Consider the following 14,602-nt stretch of genomic DNA (forward strand, 5'->3'; position numbering starts at 1 on the left):
GCCGCCCTCGCGCCGATGCTGCCCGCGCCGACGCCGTGCGTGTCGCGTCCGTCATCAACGTTGCGTCTCTTGCAGACCTTGCAGCCGCGACGCGTCCCAGCCGCCGCCCAGCGCCTCAATCAGGCTCGCGCTCGCGATCAGGCGATTGGAGCGCACCTGCAACGCGGTCTGCTCGTTCGACAGCGCCGTGGCCTGCGCAGTCACAACCGTCGTGTACGTGACGGTGCCCGCCTCGTACTCGTCGAGCGAGATCTGCACCGACTGGCGCGCGAGCTTCACGGCCTCGTCCTGCGCGACGGCCTGCTGGCCGAGCACGCGCAGATTCGAGAGTTCATCTTCGACGTCGTGGAACGCCGTGAGCACCGTCTGCCGGTAATTCGCCACGCTCTGGTCGTAGGTCGCGCGCGCCGCGTCGACGGCCGCCGAGCGCGCGCCGCCGTCGATCAGCGTTTCGCTGCCGCTCGCCGCGATCGACCAGAGCGTGTTGGCCGCGCTCAGCAGCGGCAGCACGCCCGAGTAGCCCGCCGCGCCCGAGAGCGAGATGGTCGGATAGTACGCGGCCACGGCCACGCCGATCAGCGCGTTTTCCTGCGCCATCGTGCGCTCGGCCTCGGCGATATCGGGGCGGCGTTCGAGCAGCGCGGACGGCACCACGAGCGGAATCTCCGGCACGTCGTTCGCGAGTTCGGCGGGCGCGATCGTCAGGCCCGAAGGCGGACGGCCGATCAGCAGCGCGATCGCGTGTTCGTACTGGTCGCGCAACTCCTCGGCGGCGATCGCCGACGCGCGCGTGGTCGCGAGCGTGGTCTGCGCCGTCACGACATCGGAGCGCGCGGCCACACCGGCCTCGTATTGATTGCGCGTGATCTCCAGGCTGCGCTCGTAGGCTTTCACGGTGTCGTTCAGCAAGCGCGTGAGCGAATCCTGATAACGCATCGAGAAGTAATCCGAAACAAGCGATTCCTGGGCCGAGAGCGTGAGGCTCGCGAGTTCCGCCGCGCTCGCCTGCGCGCTCGCCTTGTCGCTTTCGACCTGGCGGCGCACCTTGCCCCACAGATCGAGATCCCACGACGCACTTGCTTCCAGCGAACCGGTCGTCGAGACCGCGTTGCTGCTGCGCGCGCGCGTGACGCCCGGCGAAACCGACACGGTCGGCGACAGATTCGCGCGCGCCTCGCGCACGACCGCGAGCGCCTGGCGATAGGCGGCCTCGTAGGCCTTCAGGTTCTGGTTGTTGATCGCCACTTGCGGCACCAGCGAGTCGAGCACGGGATCGTGATAGACGTTCCACCAGTCGCCGCGCGCGTCGCCGTCGGCGGGCGCGGCGCTTTTCCAGCCCTTGGGCGCTTCCTTGAATGCGACGGGCGTGACGACGTCGGGACGCCGGTAATCGGGGCCGACCGTGCAGCCTTGCAGCGCGAGCAGGGCCGCGCCGACGGCGAGGGTCGTGCAAAGGGAATGGCGGATACGGAAAGGAGCGAGCTTCATGCGGAGGTGTCCGTCATCGCGCCACCGGACGAACCGGGACGCACGCGCCGCCAGAGGGCGCGCGCGCGATGGCGCAGGCGATCGAGATAGAGATAGACGACGGGCGTCGTGTAGAGCGTGAGCAACTGGCTGACGATCAGGCCGCCGATGATGGCGATGCCGAGCGGGCGGCGCAGTTCCGCGCCCATGCCCTGATCGAGCACGAGCGGCACCGCGCCGAACAGCGCGGCGCAGGTCGTCATCATGATCGGGCGAAAACGCATCACGCAGGCCGCGCGGATCGCGTCGGCGGGCGCGAGATTCTGCGTGCGCTGCGCGTCGAGTGCGAAATCGACCATCATGATGGCGTTTTTCTTGACGATGCCGATCAGCAGGAACACGCCGATCAGCGCGATCACCGAGAACTCCGTGTTGGTCGCGAGCAGCGCGAGCACGGCGCCCACGCCCGCCGAGGGCAGCGTCGAGAGAATCGTGAGCGGATGCACGTAGCTCTCGTAGAGCATGCCGAGCACCGCATAGACCGCCAGCAGCGCCGCGCCGATCAGCAAGGGCATCGCCGAGGCCGCCGCGAGCGCGCTGCCCGCCGTGCCCGCGAACGCGCCGTGCACCGAGTTCGGCATGTTGAGGTCCTTGACGGCCTGATCGACGGCGGCGGTTGCGTCGGCGAGTTGATGGCCGGGCGCGAGATTGAACGAGATCGTCACGGCCACGGCCTGGCCCTGGTGATTGACCGAGACCGGCGTGTGCGCCTGCACGAGCTTCGAGAACGCGGAAAGCGGCACCATCGTGCTGCTCGACGTGCTCACGGCCGCGCCGGTCGAGACGCTGCCGCCGGTGCTGGTGGCGATCGAATTGGTGGCGGCGTTGGTGGCCGAACTCGACGATGTGCTGCTGCTCGACGTGCTGCTCGAAGAAGACGAAGACGTCGAAGCGCTGGTGACCGTGCCCGACACCGCATTCGTCGACGACGTTCCGCTCGCCGCCGCGCCCGACGTGCTCACATAGATATCGTTCAGCGACGACGGGTCCTGCAGCCACTTCGGCGCGATCTCCATCACAACGTGATACTGGTTCTGCGCCTTGTAGATCGTCGACACCTCGCGCTCGCCGAAGGCGTCGTAGAGCGTCGCGTCGATCGTATCGGGCGTGAGGCCGAAACGCATCGCCGTCGCGCGATCGACCACAACCTTTGCGGACAGCCCGCCGTTCTGCTGATCGGAGCTGACATCGGCGAGCGCGGGCACGCGCTTGAGCGCCTCGGTCAGACGCGTGGCCCATTGCTGGACCTGCGCCGTGTCGTCGCCTTGTAGCGTGTACTGGAACTGCGCGAAACTCTGCCGCCCGCCCACCATCAGATCCTGGCGCGGGAACATCATCAGTTGCGCGCCCGGAATCGACGCGAGCTTCTGGCGCAGCCGCGCCATCACCGTGAACGCCGAGACCTTGCGTTCGTCGAGCGGCTTGAGCGTGATGCTCGTGAACGCCTGATTGGTGCCGTGGCCGCCCGTGAAACCCACCACGGTCTGCACGGCCGGATCGGCCTTGACGATGGCGAGCGCCTGCTTGACCTTCACGCTCATCGCCTGAAACGAAATGCTCTGGTCGGCCATCATGCCGCCGCCCATCAGGCCGCTGTCCTGCTGCGGAAAGAGGCTTTTCGGCACCACGGCGTAGAGCATGACGTTGAGCGCGATCGTGGCGATCAAGGTGCACAGCACAAGCAGCGGATGACGCAGCGCCGCGCCCAGCGTGCGCGCATAAACGCGTTCCGCCGCGTCGAATGTACGGCCCAGCGCGTCGCTCACACGCGCGAAGAAACGCGTGAATCGATTATCGCGGCGCGGCTTCGCCGCTTCGTCCTCGGCGCTGCGCAACAGCAGCGCGCAGAGCGTGGGCGTGGTCGTGAGCGCGAGCACCATCGACACGGCAATCGCAATCGAGAGCACGATCGCGAACTCGCGAAAGAGCCGCCCGACGAGTCCGCCCATCAGCAGGATCGGCAGGAACACGGCGATCAGCGAGACGCTCATCGAGATCACCGTGAAGCTCACTTCCTTCGCGCCCGCGAACGCGGCTTCGAGACGCGAGGCGCCGCGCTCGCGATGGCGCTCGATGTTCTCCAGCACCACGATGGCATCGTCGACGACGAAACCGGTCGCGATGGTCAGCGCCATCAGCGAGAGATTGTCGAGGCTGTAGCCGAACAGCTTCATCGCGCCGAAGGTGCCGAGAATCGACACGGGCACGGTCACGGCGGGTATCAGCGTCGCGCGCACGTTGCGCAGGAACGCGAGCACCACGAGCACGACCAGCACCACGGCGATCACAAGCGTGCGCTCGGTATGCGAGAGCGAGGCGCGGATCGTGCTGCTGCGGTCGTCGGAGAGCGTGACTTCGGTGCCCGGCGGCAGCGCGGCCTGCAATTGCGGCAGCACGGCTTTCACGCGGTCGACCACGTCGACGATATTGCCGCCCGGCTGCTTGAAGATCCACAGCATCACGGCGGGCTTGCCATTCACATAACCCGCGTTGCGCAGGCTCTCGACCGAGTCGTTGACCTCGGCCACGTCGCGCAGAAAAACCGGACGGCTGTTGCGCCACGCGACCACGAGATTGCGGTATTCGTCGGCGCGTTCGGCCTGGTCGTTCGCGTAAAGCTGCCAGCGCAGCGCGCCGTCGCTGACCATGCCCTTCGCGCTGTCCGCGTTCGCGGCCGAGAGCGCGGCACGCACGTCTTCGAGACCGATGCCGTATTTGAACAGCGCGCCCGCGTTCAGCTCGACGCGCACGGCGGGCAGCGAACTGCCGTTCAGATCGACGTTGCCGATGCCGTCGATCTGCATGAGCCGCTGTTGCAGCACCGTCGCGGCGCTGTCGTAAAGCTGGCCCGGCGTGAGCGTCTTCGAGGTGAGCGAGACGATCAGGATCGGCGCGTCGGCGGGATTGAACTTGCGATAGCTCGGGTTCGACTTGAGCGCGCTCGGCAGGTCGGCGCGCGCGGCGTTGATCGCGGCCTGCACGTCGCGCGCCGCGCCGTTGATATCGCGGTCGAGACCGAATTGCAGGATCACGTCGGTCGAGCCGACGCTGCTCTGCGAGGTCATTTCCGTGACGTCGGCGATCTGGCCCAGGTGGCGTTCGAGCGGCGCGGCCACGGTGGCCGCCATCGTCTCGGGGCTCGCGCCCGACATCTGCGCCTGCACGCGGATGGTCGGAAAATCGACGGCGGGCAGCGGCGCGACCGGCAGATGGCCGAACGCGAGCGCGCCCGCCACGGCAATCGCGATCGTCACCAGAATGGTCGCGACCGGCCGCCGGATAAACACGGCGCTGAGATTCATGACGCGCCTCGCTGCGCGCCGTTGAGCGTCCAGCCGCGCGCGCGCATCCATGCCGCCATGCGTTCCATCGCCAGATAGACGGCCGGCGTGGTGAACAGCGTGAGCGCCTGGCTGAACACGAGCCCGCCGATCATCGCGATGCCGAGCGGATGGCGCAATTCGGAGCCGCTGCCGGTGCCGAGCGCGAGCGGCACGGCGGCGATCAGCGCGGCCATCGTCGTCATCAGAATCGGGCGCAGGCGCAGCAGGCACGCGCGATGAATCGCCTCGCGCGGCGTGAGGCCTTCGTCGCGTTCGGCGACGAGCGCGAAGTCGATCATCATGATCGCGTTCTTCTTGACGATGCCGATCAGCAGCACAATGCCGATCACGCCGATGATGTCGAGATCCGCGCCCGTGAGCACCATCGCCAGCAGCGCGCCGACGCCCGCCGAAGGCAGCGTCGAAAGAATCGTGAGCGGATGCACGAAGCTCTCGTAGAGCACGCCGAGCACCACGTACATCACCAGCACCGCCGCGAGCACGAGATACAGCTCGCTAGACAGCGACGACTGGAATGCGTCCGTCGCGCCCTGGAAGCGCGTTTCGAAACTGTCCGGCATCGCGAGCGCCGCTTCCGCGCGCTTGACGGCCTTGACCGCCGCGCCCAGCGACGCGCCCTTCGCGAGATTGAACGAGATCGTCGTGGCCGGGAACTGGCCGAGGTGCGAAATCTGGATCGGCTTCTTGCTCGTGACGATGCGCGCGACCGCGGACAGCGGCACCTGACCATCGGTCGCCGTGGACGACGGCAGATAGACCGAGTCGAACGCATCGAGCCCGCGCGCGAGCTTCGGATCGATCTCCATGATCACGCGCTTCTGGTCCGACTGCGTGAAGATCGTGCTGACGATCCGTTGTCCGAAGTTATCGTAGAGCGCATTGTCGATGGTCGCGAGCGTGATGCCGAAGCGCGCGGCCGTCGCGCGGTCGACCTGCACCGTGGCGGCGAGACCGGCGTCCTGCAAATCGCTCGTCACATCGGCGAGTTCGGGCTGCTTGCGCAGTTCCGCGATCAGCCTGGGGGTCCACTCGCTCAGCACGTCCATCGACGGGTTATCGAGCATGAACTGATACTGCGTCGCGCTCACCTGCGTATCCACGCTCAGATCCTGCACGGGCTGCATATGCAGCGCGATGCCCGTCACGTCGGCGGTTTCGTCCTGCAGTCGGCGGATGATCTCGCTCGCCGAGGCGCTGCGTTCGTCCTTCGGCTTCAGGTTGATCTGCATGCGGCCCATGTTGAGCGTCATGTTGCTGCCGTCCACGCCCACCGACGACGACAGGCTCACCACGTCCGGGTCCTTGAGCACCGCATCCGCAAGCTGCGTTTGCAGCGTGCTCATGCGCTCGAACGAAATCGATTGCGACGCTTCGGTGATGCCCTGGATCACGCCCGTGTCCTGGGTCGGGAAGAAGCCCTTCGGGATGAACACGTACAGCGCCGCCGTGAGCGCGAACGTGCCCACGGCCACCGCGAGCGTGGCTTTTTCGTGGTCGAGCGCGAAGGTCAGCGCACGGTCGTAGCGCGCCATGATCGGGCCGAACCAGTCGCGGCCCTTGGGTTTTTTCGTCGCGACGTGCCCGACATGAGGCTCCGCGCGCAACAGACGCGCGCACAGCATCGGCACCAGCGTGAGCGAGACGAGCGCCGAAATCACGATCGCCACTGCGAGCGTCACCGCGAACTCGTAGAACAGCCGCCCGATCACGTCGCCCATGAACAGCAGCGGAATCAGCACCGCGAGCAGCGAGACCGTGAGCGAGATGATCGTGAAGCCGATTTCGCGCGAGCCCTTCAGCGCGGCTTCGAGCGGCTCCATGCCCGCTTCCACGTGGCGGCTGATGTTCTCGATCACGACGATCGCGTCGTCGACGACGAAGCCTGTCGCGATCGTCAGCGCCATCAGCGAAAGATTGTCGAGGCTGAAGCCCCAGAGGTACATCGCCGCGAACGTGCCGACCAGCGAGAGCGGCACCGAAAGGCTCGGGATCAGCGTCGCGGGCACGTTGCGCAGGAACACGAAGATCACCATCACGACCAGCGCGACCGCGAGCGCGAGTTCGAACTGCACGTCCTTCACCGAAGCGCGGATCGTGGTCGTGCGGTCCGTGAGCAGCGCGACGTGCACCGACGACGGCAGATCGCGCGTGAGCGCGGGCAGCATCGCCTTGATCGAATCGGCCACGTTGATGACGTTCGCGCCGGGCTGGCGCTGCACGTTCAGCAGGATCGCGGGCGTGTCGTTGCTCCACGCGGCGAGTTGCGTGTTTTCCGCGCCCGCCACCACGTCGGCGACATCGCGCAGACGCACGGGACGGCCGCTGCGATAAGCGATCACGGTATCCAGATACTGCTCGGGATCTTCGATCTGGTCGTTCGAGTCGATCGTCCACGCGCGATGCGGGCCGTCGAGCGAACCCTTCGGCGCATTCGTGTTGACGTTCGTGAGCGTGGTGCGCAGGTCGTCGACGTTCAGGCCGTAGGCGGCCAGCGCGCGGATGTTCGGGCGCACGCGCACGGCGGGCTTGTGGCCGCCCGAGAGCGTGACGAGACCCACGCCCGCCATCTGCGAAATCTTCTGCGCGATGCGCGTGTTCGTGAGCGCCTGCACCTCGGTCAGCGGCATCGTCGGCGAGGTGATCGCGAGCGTGAGGATCGGCGCGTCGGCGGGATTGACCTTCGCGTAGACGGGCGGCGCGGGCAGGTCGCTCGGCAGCAGGCTGTCGGCTGCGTTGATCGCGGCCTGCACTTCCTGCTCGGCGACGTCCATCGACACCGCGAGATCGAATTGCAGCGTGATGACCGAGGCGCCCGCCGACGAATGCGAGGCCATCTGCTTGAGGCCCGCCATTTCGCCGAGCTGCTGTTCGAGCGGCGCGGTGACGGCGGACGTCATCACGTCCGGGCTCGCGCCCGGATAGAAGGTCTGCACCTGGATCGTCGTGTATTCGACCGAGGGCAGCGCGGAAAGCGGCAGGAAACGCCAGGCCACGAGGCCGACGACGAGCAGCGCCGCCATCAGCAAGGTCGTCGCGACCGGCCGCAGAATGAAGAGGCGCGACGGATTCATGACTGCGGGCGGGCCTTCGCGCGGACGCGGTCGTTGTCGCTTGCGGATTTATTCGCAGCTTGATTTGCGGCTTGATTCGCACTCGCCTTCGGCTCGCGGATCTTCGCGCCGTCGCTCAGATGATCGGCGCCATCCACGACGACGCGCTCGCCTGCCGCCAGCCCCGCGAGCACGGCGGTGCGGCCATTGGCCGACGCGCCCACGCGGACCTTGCGCAGCGACACGGTCTGATTGTCGTTGACGCGATAGACGAAGGTGCCCGGCGTGCCGGTCTGCACGGCCTCGGAGGGAATCGTCACCGCGCCGTGCAGCGTGTCGAGCAGCAGCGAGATATTGACGAACTGGTTCGGGAACAGCGCGCCATCGGTGTTCTTGAACAGCGCGCGCAGCTTCACCGTGCCGGTGGTCGTGTCGATCTGGTTGTCGACGGTGTCGAGCACGCCGTCCGCGAGCTTGTCCTCGCCCGAGCGGTCGTAGGCCGTCACGGCGAGACGCGCGCCGCTCGCGAGACGCTGGTTGAGGCGGCGCAGATCGTCTTCGGGCAGCGTGAACACGACCGAAATCGGATCGGTCTCCGTGACGACGACCACGCCGTCCGTGTCCGACGCCGTCACGTAGTTGCCGACGTCGACCTGACGCAGACCCACGCGCCCATCCACGGGCGAAACGATGCGGCAGTACGTGAGATTGAGCTTTTCGGCGTCGACCTGGGCCTGATCGGTCAGCACCGTGCCTTCGTACTCGCGCACGGTGGCTTCGGCGGTATCGAGCGTCTGCTGCGAGATCGAATCGGTTTTCGCGAGGCGCTGATAGCGCGCGAGATCGAGACGCGCGTTGTCGAGCAGCGCCTTGTCCTTCACGACCTGCCCCTGATATTGCTTGAGCAGCACTTCGTACTGGCGCGGATCGACCTGCGCGAGCACGTCGCCCTTCTTCACGTGCTGGCCTTCGCGGAAATCGATCGACTGCAGATAGCCGCTGATCTGCGATTTGACGGTGACGGTCGCGAGCGACGTCACGGTGCCGAGCGAGCTGAGGCGCACGGGCACGTCGCCGGTCGCGGCGGCGGCGACGCCCACCGACTGGGCCATGCCGCCCATCGGGCCACCGGGGCCGCCCGGAAAACCGTGGCCGCCCGGAAAGCCCGGCGGACCGCCCGCGCCGGGTGCGTGCGGGCGCAGCGCGAACAGCGCGCCGCCCGCGACGGCGAGCAACAGCAGCGCCCACGGCCAGACGCGGCGACGCCGGTCCGCACGGGTTTCGTGCGGCTCGCGCACGCTGGTTTCGTCGGGTGCTCGAGGGGGCTCTACGCGCTTGTCCATGCCGTTCGCAATACGTGAATGAAGCCGCGAACGATACGGCATGGCGCTCATATCTTGTTGATTTTTAATGGAATCAACACAATGTAGCCAGATTGACACACGATTGACAGCCCGACCGGCGGCGAATTATCGGACAATGAAAGCGAACTCCACGCGCCTCTGCGCCACAGCCCTCCCTTGAATCCCATCCCCATTCTCATCGTCGAAGACGACCCGGACATCAGTGCGCCGCTCGCCCAATTTCTGGGCGGCAAAGGCTATCGCACACGCGTGGCCGGAAGCGCCGAACAGGCGCTCGCGCTGCTGGCGCAGGAGAGCGTCGAACTGGTGCTCCTCGACGTGATGCTGCCGGGCATGGACGGGCTGGAACTGTGCCGCCGGCTGCGCGCGTCGGGCGGGCCGCGCATCATCATGCTGACCGCGCTGGTCGAAACCACCGACAAGGTGATCGGCCTCGAACTGGGCGCGGACGACTACGTCTCCAAGCCCTTCGATCTGCGCGAGCTGCTTGCGCGCATCCGCTCCGCGTTGCGGCGTCCGCCGAGCGGCGCGGAAAACAGCCAGGCCGCGACGCCCGGCGAGACCGCGCGCGATCCCGGCGCCGAACTCGTGATCGCGTTCGCGGGCCACACGTTCTTTCCGTACCGGCGTTTCGTGCGCTCGCCCACGGGCCTGCGCATTCCGCTCACGGGCGCGGAAACCGACCTGCTGCTGGTGTTCTGCCGCCACGCGCGCCAGGTGCTCTCGCGCGAACAGCTGATCGCGCTTACGCGCGGCAAGGACTTCCCGATCGCCACGCGCTCGATCGACCTGCTCGTGAGCCGCCTGCGCCGCAAGCTCAGCGGCGACGATCCGCTCGACGAGACCATTCGCACCGTGCGCGCGGACGGCTATGCCTTCCAGCTCGACGTCTTTTTCGAGTGATGCACGCCTGATGCGCCGCTTCTTCACCACCACGCTCGGCCAGATTCTGGCGATCATCGTCTGCTCGTCGAGCGTCACGTTCGCGCTCTTTACGCTGCTGCTGCTCAACCCGAGCGGCCCGCCCAAACCGCCGTGGCCGTGGCAGCCGACCTATCGCATCGCGGGCATCGCGCGCGTGCTCGCGCAGCAGCCCGCGAACGCGCGCGCGCAATCGGCGGCCGCGATGCAGACGCCCGGCTACGTGATGACCATGACGTCCGCGCCCGCGCGCTGCACCGTCAACACGCTCGACAACGGCGAACTCTTTCGCACGCTGCGCGACGAATTGAGCGACATCGACGCGACGGTCAGCGTCCATTCCTGCGACAAGGCCGATCCCAGCGGCACGATCCAGGTGCTCGTGCAGTTTCCGAACGACGCCGCGCAACTCGAAGTGCGCACGCAGCACATCGGCCCCGAGCCGCCGCGCCTGCGCTTTCCGTTCTATGGCGCGATTCTGTTCATGTGCGTCGGCGTGCTGGGCATGTCCGTGTGGGCCGTGTCGCTCGTGGTGCGTCCGCTGCGCCGTCTCGCCGACAAGGCCGATGCGTTCGGCCGCGAGATCGCGCTCGCGCCGATCGCCGAGGAAGGGCCGCTCGAAATCCGCCGCGCCGCGCACGCGTTCAATCTGATGCAGGAGCGCATCACGCTCTCGCTGCATAACCGAACGCGCATGCTCGCGGCGGTGAGCCACGATCTGCGCACGCCGCTCACGCGCATGCGTCTGCAGCTCGACACCAACGAGAGCGAGACCATGCGCGACAAGCTGCGCAAGGACATCGACCTGATGCAGACGATGGTGTCGTCGGCGCTCTCGTATCTGAATACGGGCAACGACAACGAAAACAAGGAATGGCTCGACCTGAGCGCGTTGATCGCGACGGTCTGCGACGAATACGAGGAAGCGGGCGCGGCGATCCGCTACGAGGGGCCGCGCCAGATCCGCTGCTTCTGCCGCCCGGACAGCATGCAGCGCGTGCTGGCCAACCTGATCGACAACGCGCTGCGTTTTGGCGAGACGGTGGTGGTGGTGGCCTCGGTGCGCGAGGACACGATCCTCATCGACGTCAGCGACGACGGCCCCGGCATTCCCGAAGCGAGCCTGCGCGACGTACTCGAACCGTTCGTGCGCCTCGATCCGTCGCGCGCCGGGCAGCCGGGCAGCGTCGGCCTCGGCCTGGCGATCGTGCGCGACATCGTGCGCGCGCACGGCGGCCAGCTCACCATTTTCAATCGCCGCCCGTGTGGATTGACGGCGCGCGTCCAGTTGAGTCAGAACGCCGGGGCGTAAGGGCGAGTTCGGGATTCAAGGCACGCACCGCGCTCGCCGCTCACCCCCGCCGCTCACCCTCGCCGGTCACCCTTCACTGCGCGACATACACCGCCGTACCGGCCTGAGCGATGGTCTCGTCCATCGCCTCGGGCAGCGGCTTGTCGGTGAACAGCGCGTGGATCTGGCTCAGATGTCCCTGGCGCACGAGCGCGGGCCGGCCGAACTTCGAATGGTCGGTCACGAGATAGACCGTGCGCGCGTGCTGGATGATGGCCTCGGCCACGCGCACCTCGCGCGTGTCGAAGTCGCGCAGCGTGCCGTCGAGCTCGATCGCCGACGTGCCGATAATCGCGTAATCCACCTTGAACTGGCGGATGAAATCGATGGTGAGTTCGCCCACGATGCCCTTGTCCCACGGCCGCACGATGCCGCCCGTGATCAGCACTTCGCATTCGGGATAGCCGCTCATCATGCTCGCCACGTTCAGATTGTTCGTGATCACGCGCAGCCCGCGATGATGATTGAGCGCGCGCGCGACTTCCTCGGTCGTGGTGCCGAGGTTGATGAACAGCGAAGCCTGATCGGGAATATGCGAAGCCGCGAGCGCCGCGATGCGCCGCTTCTCGTCATGGAACATGTGCTGGCGCGCGCCGTACGAGACGTTTTCCGAACTCGTGGGCAGGCTCGCGCCGCCGTGATAGCGGCGCAGCAGATTCATGTCGGCGAGCCAGTTGACGTCGCGGCGGATGGTCTGCGGCGTGACGTCGAAATGCGCGGCGAGATCGTCGACGGTCACGAAGCCGTCACGCTGCACCCATTCGAGCAGCTCCTGCTGGCGCGCGTTGAGGGTGAGGCGGGGGTCTCGTGTCATGGTCTCGGAGCAGGCGGGTGAGCAACGCCGACTATTGTAAGGGTTGTCGCGCCGGGTGTTGCGCGGCTTAGCAGTTCTCGCGCGAAGCAACTGACGAATCGGACTTTGGCACGCGCGCGGCCGCCGATAAGATCGCCGCTCCAACCAACAACAAGTACTAGAACAACGATGAGATACCCGGCCGCCCTTCGCTCGTCCGCGCGCGCGTCACGCCGCGCGCGCGCTGCACATTCCCTCGATCAATCGACGCATTCCAGGCAATCGCCCGTATCGGCCAGGTCGGCGAAATCAGCGAAATCAGCGACGTCGCTGCGCCTGCGCGTCGCCGCCGCGTCCATCGCGGGCGCGCTCGCGCTCGGCGCGTGCGGCGGTTCGGATAGCGTCACGCAGCAAACGAGCGCGTCGGCCTCGTCGCACAAGCAGCCCAACATCCTCTACATCATGGCCGACGACCTCGGCTACTCGGACATCCACGCGTTCGGCGGCGAGATCAGCACGCCGAACCTCGACGCACTCGTCGCCTCGGGCCGCATTCTCACGAATCATCACGCGGGCACGGTCTGCGCGATCACGCGTTCGATGCTGATTTCAGGCACCGATCACCATCTCGTCGGCGAAGGCACGATGGGCGTGCCCACCGACGAACGCAAAGGTCTGCCCGGCTACGAAGGCTATCTGAACGACCGCGCGCTGTCGGTCGCGCAACTGCTCAAGGACGCGGGTTATCACACCTATATGGCGGGCAAGTGGCACCTCGGCTCGGGCATCGTGGGCAGCGCCTCGGGCAGCGGCCAGACGCCCGATCAATGGGGCTTCGAGCACAGCTATGCACTGCTCGGCGGCGCGGCCACCAATCACTTCGCGCACGAACCGGCGGGCTCGAAGAACTACACCGAAGACGGCGCCTACGTGCAGCCGGGGCAACCGGGCCAGCCCGGCGGCACGGGCGGCAATCCGGCCGTGTTCTATTCGACCAACTTCTACACGCAGAAGCTGATCTCGTACATCGATTCGCACAAGGGCGACGGCAAGCCGTTCTTTGCCTACGCGGCCTATACGTCGCCGCACTGGCCGCTCCAGGTGCCGGACCCGTGGCTGCATAAATACGCGGGCGTGTACGACGCGGGCTACGACGCCATCCGCAACGCGCGCATCGCGCGGCAGAAAGCGCTCGGCCTGATTCCCGCCGACTTCCAGCCGAATCCCGGCCTGCCCGAAACGCTCACGCGCTCGGCGGCCACGGCCAACAACGGCACGGCGAGCGCGAAGTACATCAGCGCGGTGCATCCGGCTTCCGACGGCTACGTCGATTACGGCCAGGGCAACGTCGACAAGGCGTGGTCGAGCCTGTCCGCCGACGAGCGCAAGTCGCAGGCGCGCTACATGGAGATCTACGCGGGCATGGTCGAGAATCTCGACTACAACATCGGACTCCTGATTCAGCATCTGAAGGACATCGGCGAATACGACAACACCTTCATCATGTTCCAGTCCGATAACGGCGCGGAAGGCTGGCCGATCGACTCGGGCGCCGACCCCACGGCCACCGATACGGCCAACGCGCAGGAACCCACGTATTCCGCGCTCGGCACCGACAACGGCCTGCAGAACGCGCAACGCCTGCAATACGGCCTGCGCTGGGCCGAAGTGAGCGCCGCGCCGTTCCGCTACACGAAGGGCTATTCGGCGGAAGGCGGCGTGTCCGTGCCGAGCATCGCGCATCTACCAGGACAAACCACGCAGGCGGCCACGCTGCGTGTCTTCACGCACGTCACCGACAACACCGCGACCTTCCTCGCCGTGGCCGGCGTGACGCCGCCCAGCACGCCCGCGCCCGCACTCGTGAGCGCGCTCACGGGCGTCGACCAGAACAAGGGCAAGGTGGTCTATAACAACCGCTACGTCTATCCGGTCACGGGCAAGTCGCTGCTGCCGCTGCTCGACGGCACGAGCACGGGCGAAGTACACACGGCCGCATTCGGCGACGAGTCTTATGGCCGCGCCTATCTGCGCAGCGCCGACGGCCGCTGGAAGGCGCTCTGGACCGAGCCGCCGCTCGGACCTGTCGACGGCCACTGGCAGCTCTACGATCTCGCCAGCGATCGTGGCGAAGTCAACGACGTGTCCACGCAGAATCCCACCGTCATCCAGCAGTTGATCCAGCAATGGAACGACTACATGACGAGCGTGGGCGGCGTCGAACCGCTCCAGCCGCACGGCTATTACTGAGG

At 66.8% G+C, this 14,602-nt stretch carries 8 protein-coding genes; 3 read left to right on the forward strand and 5 right to left on the reverse strand.

The genetic code is table 11. From position 1 onward, the window contains the following. Positions 1-54: 54 nt before the first annotated feature. Genes LDO54_RS08155 through LDO54_RS08170 form a run of 4 tightly spaced genes read right to left on the reverse strand, consistent with a single transcriptional unit; the run spans position 55 to position 9,264 of the window. Positions 55-1,488, reverse strand: coding sequence for an efflux transporter outer membrane subunit (locus LDO54_RS08155; RefSeq protein WP_224009010.1), 1,434 nt, complete (start codon positions 1,486-1,488; stop codon positions 55-57). Further along, positions 1,485-4,829 (reverse strand): efflux RND transporter permease subunit, encoded by a 3,345-nt coding sequence (locus tag LDO54_RS08160; RefSeq protein ID WP_224009012.1) that lies wholly within the window; start codon positions 4,827-4,829, stop codon positions 1,485-1,487. Before LDO54_RS08160 ends, LDO54_RS08155 begins: the two co-directional genes overlap by 4 nt. Continuing rightward, positions 4,826-7,942, reverse strand: a complete 3,117-nt coding sequence (locus LDO54_RS08165) for a multidrug efflux RND transporter permease subunit (RefSeq protein ID WP_224009014.1) — start codon at positions 7,940-7,942, stop codon at positions 4,826-4,828. The genes LDO54_RS08160 and LDO54_RS08165 overlap by 4 nt, the downstream gene beginning before the upstream one ends. Then, positions 7,939-9,264: an MdtA/MuxA family multidrug efflux RND transporter periplasmic adaptor subunit gene (locus LDO54_RS08170; protein WP_224009016.1), complete on the reverse strand. Its 1,326-nt coding sequence runs from the start codon at positions 9,262-9,264 to the stop codon at positions 7,939-7,941. The genes LDO54_RS08165 and LDO54_RS08170 overlap by 4 nt, the downstream gene beginning before the upstream one ends. A 177-nt stretch (positions 9,265-9,441) precedes the next feature. Here LDO54_RS08170 and LDO54_RS08175 point away from each other — a divergent pair, with 177 nt between their 5' ends. Both LDO54_RS08175 and LDO54_RS08180 read left to right on the forward strand, forming a co-directional pair. Next, on the forward strand, positions 9,442-10,188 hold the full coding sequence (locus tag LDO54_RS08175; RefSeq protein ID WP_224009018.1) for a response regulator transcription factor: 747 nt from the start codon (positions 9,442-9,444) through the stop codon (positions 10,186-10,188). Between the two features lie 10 nt (positions 10,189-10,198). Next, positions 10,199-11,518 (forward strand): ATP-binding protein, encoded by a 1,320-nt coding sequence (locus LDO54_RS08180; RefSeq protein ID WP_224009020.1) that lies wholly within the window; start codon positions 10,199-10,201, stop codon positions 11,516-11,518. Between the two features lie 73 nt (positions 11,519-11,591). On the opposite strand, the gene LDO54_RS08185 is transcribed toward LDO54_RS08180, so the two are convergent. Next, a complete protein-coding gene (locus LDO54_RS08185; RefSeq protein WP_224009022.1) occupies positions 11,592-12,371 on the reverse strand; it encodes a DeoR/GlpR family DNA-binding transcription regulator in 780 nt (259 codons plus the stop codon). Between the two features lie 168 nt (positions 12,372-12,539). On the opposite strand from LDO54_RS08185, the gene LDO54_RS08190 reads away from it, so the two are divergent. Continuing rightward, positions 12,540-14,600, forward strand: a complete 2,061-nt coding sequence (locus LDO54_RS08190) for an arylsulfatase (protein WP_224009024.1) — start codon at positions 12,540-12,542, stop codon at positions 14,598-14,600. Positions 14,601-14,602: the final 2 nt, after the last annotated feature.

The organism is Paraburkholderia tropica, from assembly GCF_914484835.1.
Lineage (GTDB): Bacteria > Pseudomonadota > Gammaproteobacteria > Burkholderiales > Burkholderiaceae > Paraburkholderia > Paraburkholderia tropica_A.

Bases quoted from the DNA above. Each gene is read 5' to 3' on its own strand.
- LDO54_RS08165 (WP_224009014.1), bottom strand. From the start codon at position 7,942: ATGAATCCGTCGCGCCTCTTCATTCTGCGGCCGGTCGCGACGACCTTG.
- LDO54_RS08170 (WP_224009016.1), bottom strand. From the start codon at position 9,264: ATGGACAAGCGCGTAGAGCCCCCTCGAGCACCCGACGAAACCAGCGTG.
- LDO54_RS08185 (WP_224009022.1), bottom strand. From the start codon at position 12,371: ATGACACGAGACCCCCGCCTCACCCTCAACGCGCGCCAGCAGGAGCTG.
- LDO54_RS08155 (WP_224009010.1), bottom strand. From the start codon at position 1,488: ATGAAGCTCGCTCCTTTCCGTATCCGCCATTCCCTTTGCACGACCCTC.
- LDO54_RS08180 (WP_224009020.1), top strand. From the start codon at position 10,199: ATGCGCCGCTTCTTCACCACCACGCTCGGCCAGATTCTGGCGATCATC.
- LDO54_RS08160 (WP_224009012.1), bottom strand. From the start codon at position 4,829: ATGAATCTCAGCGCCGTGTTTATCCGGCGGCCGGTCGCGACCATTCTG.
- LDO54_RS08190 (WP_224009024.1), top strand. From the start codon at position 12,540: ATGAGATACCCGGCCGCCCTTCGCTCGTCCGCGCGCGCGTCACGCCGC.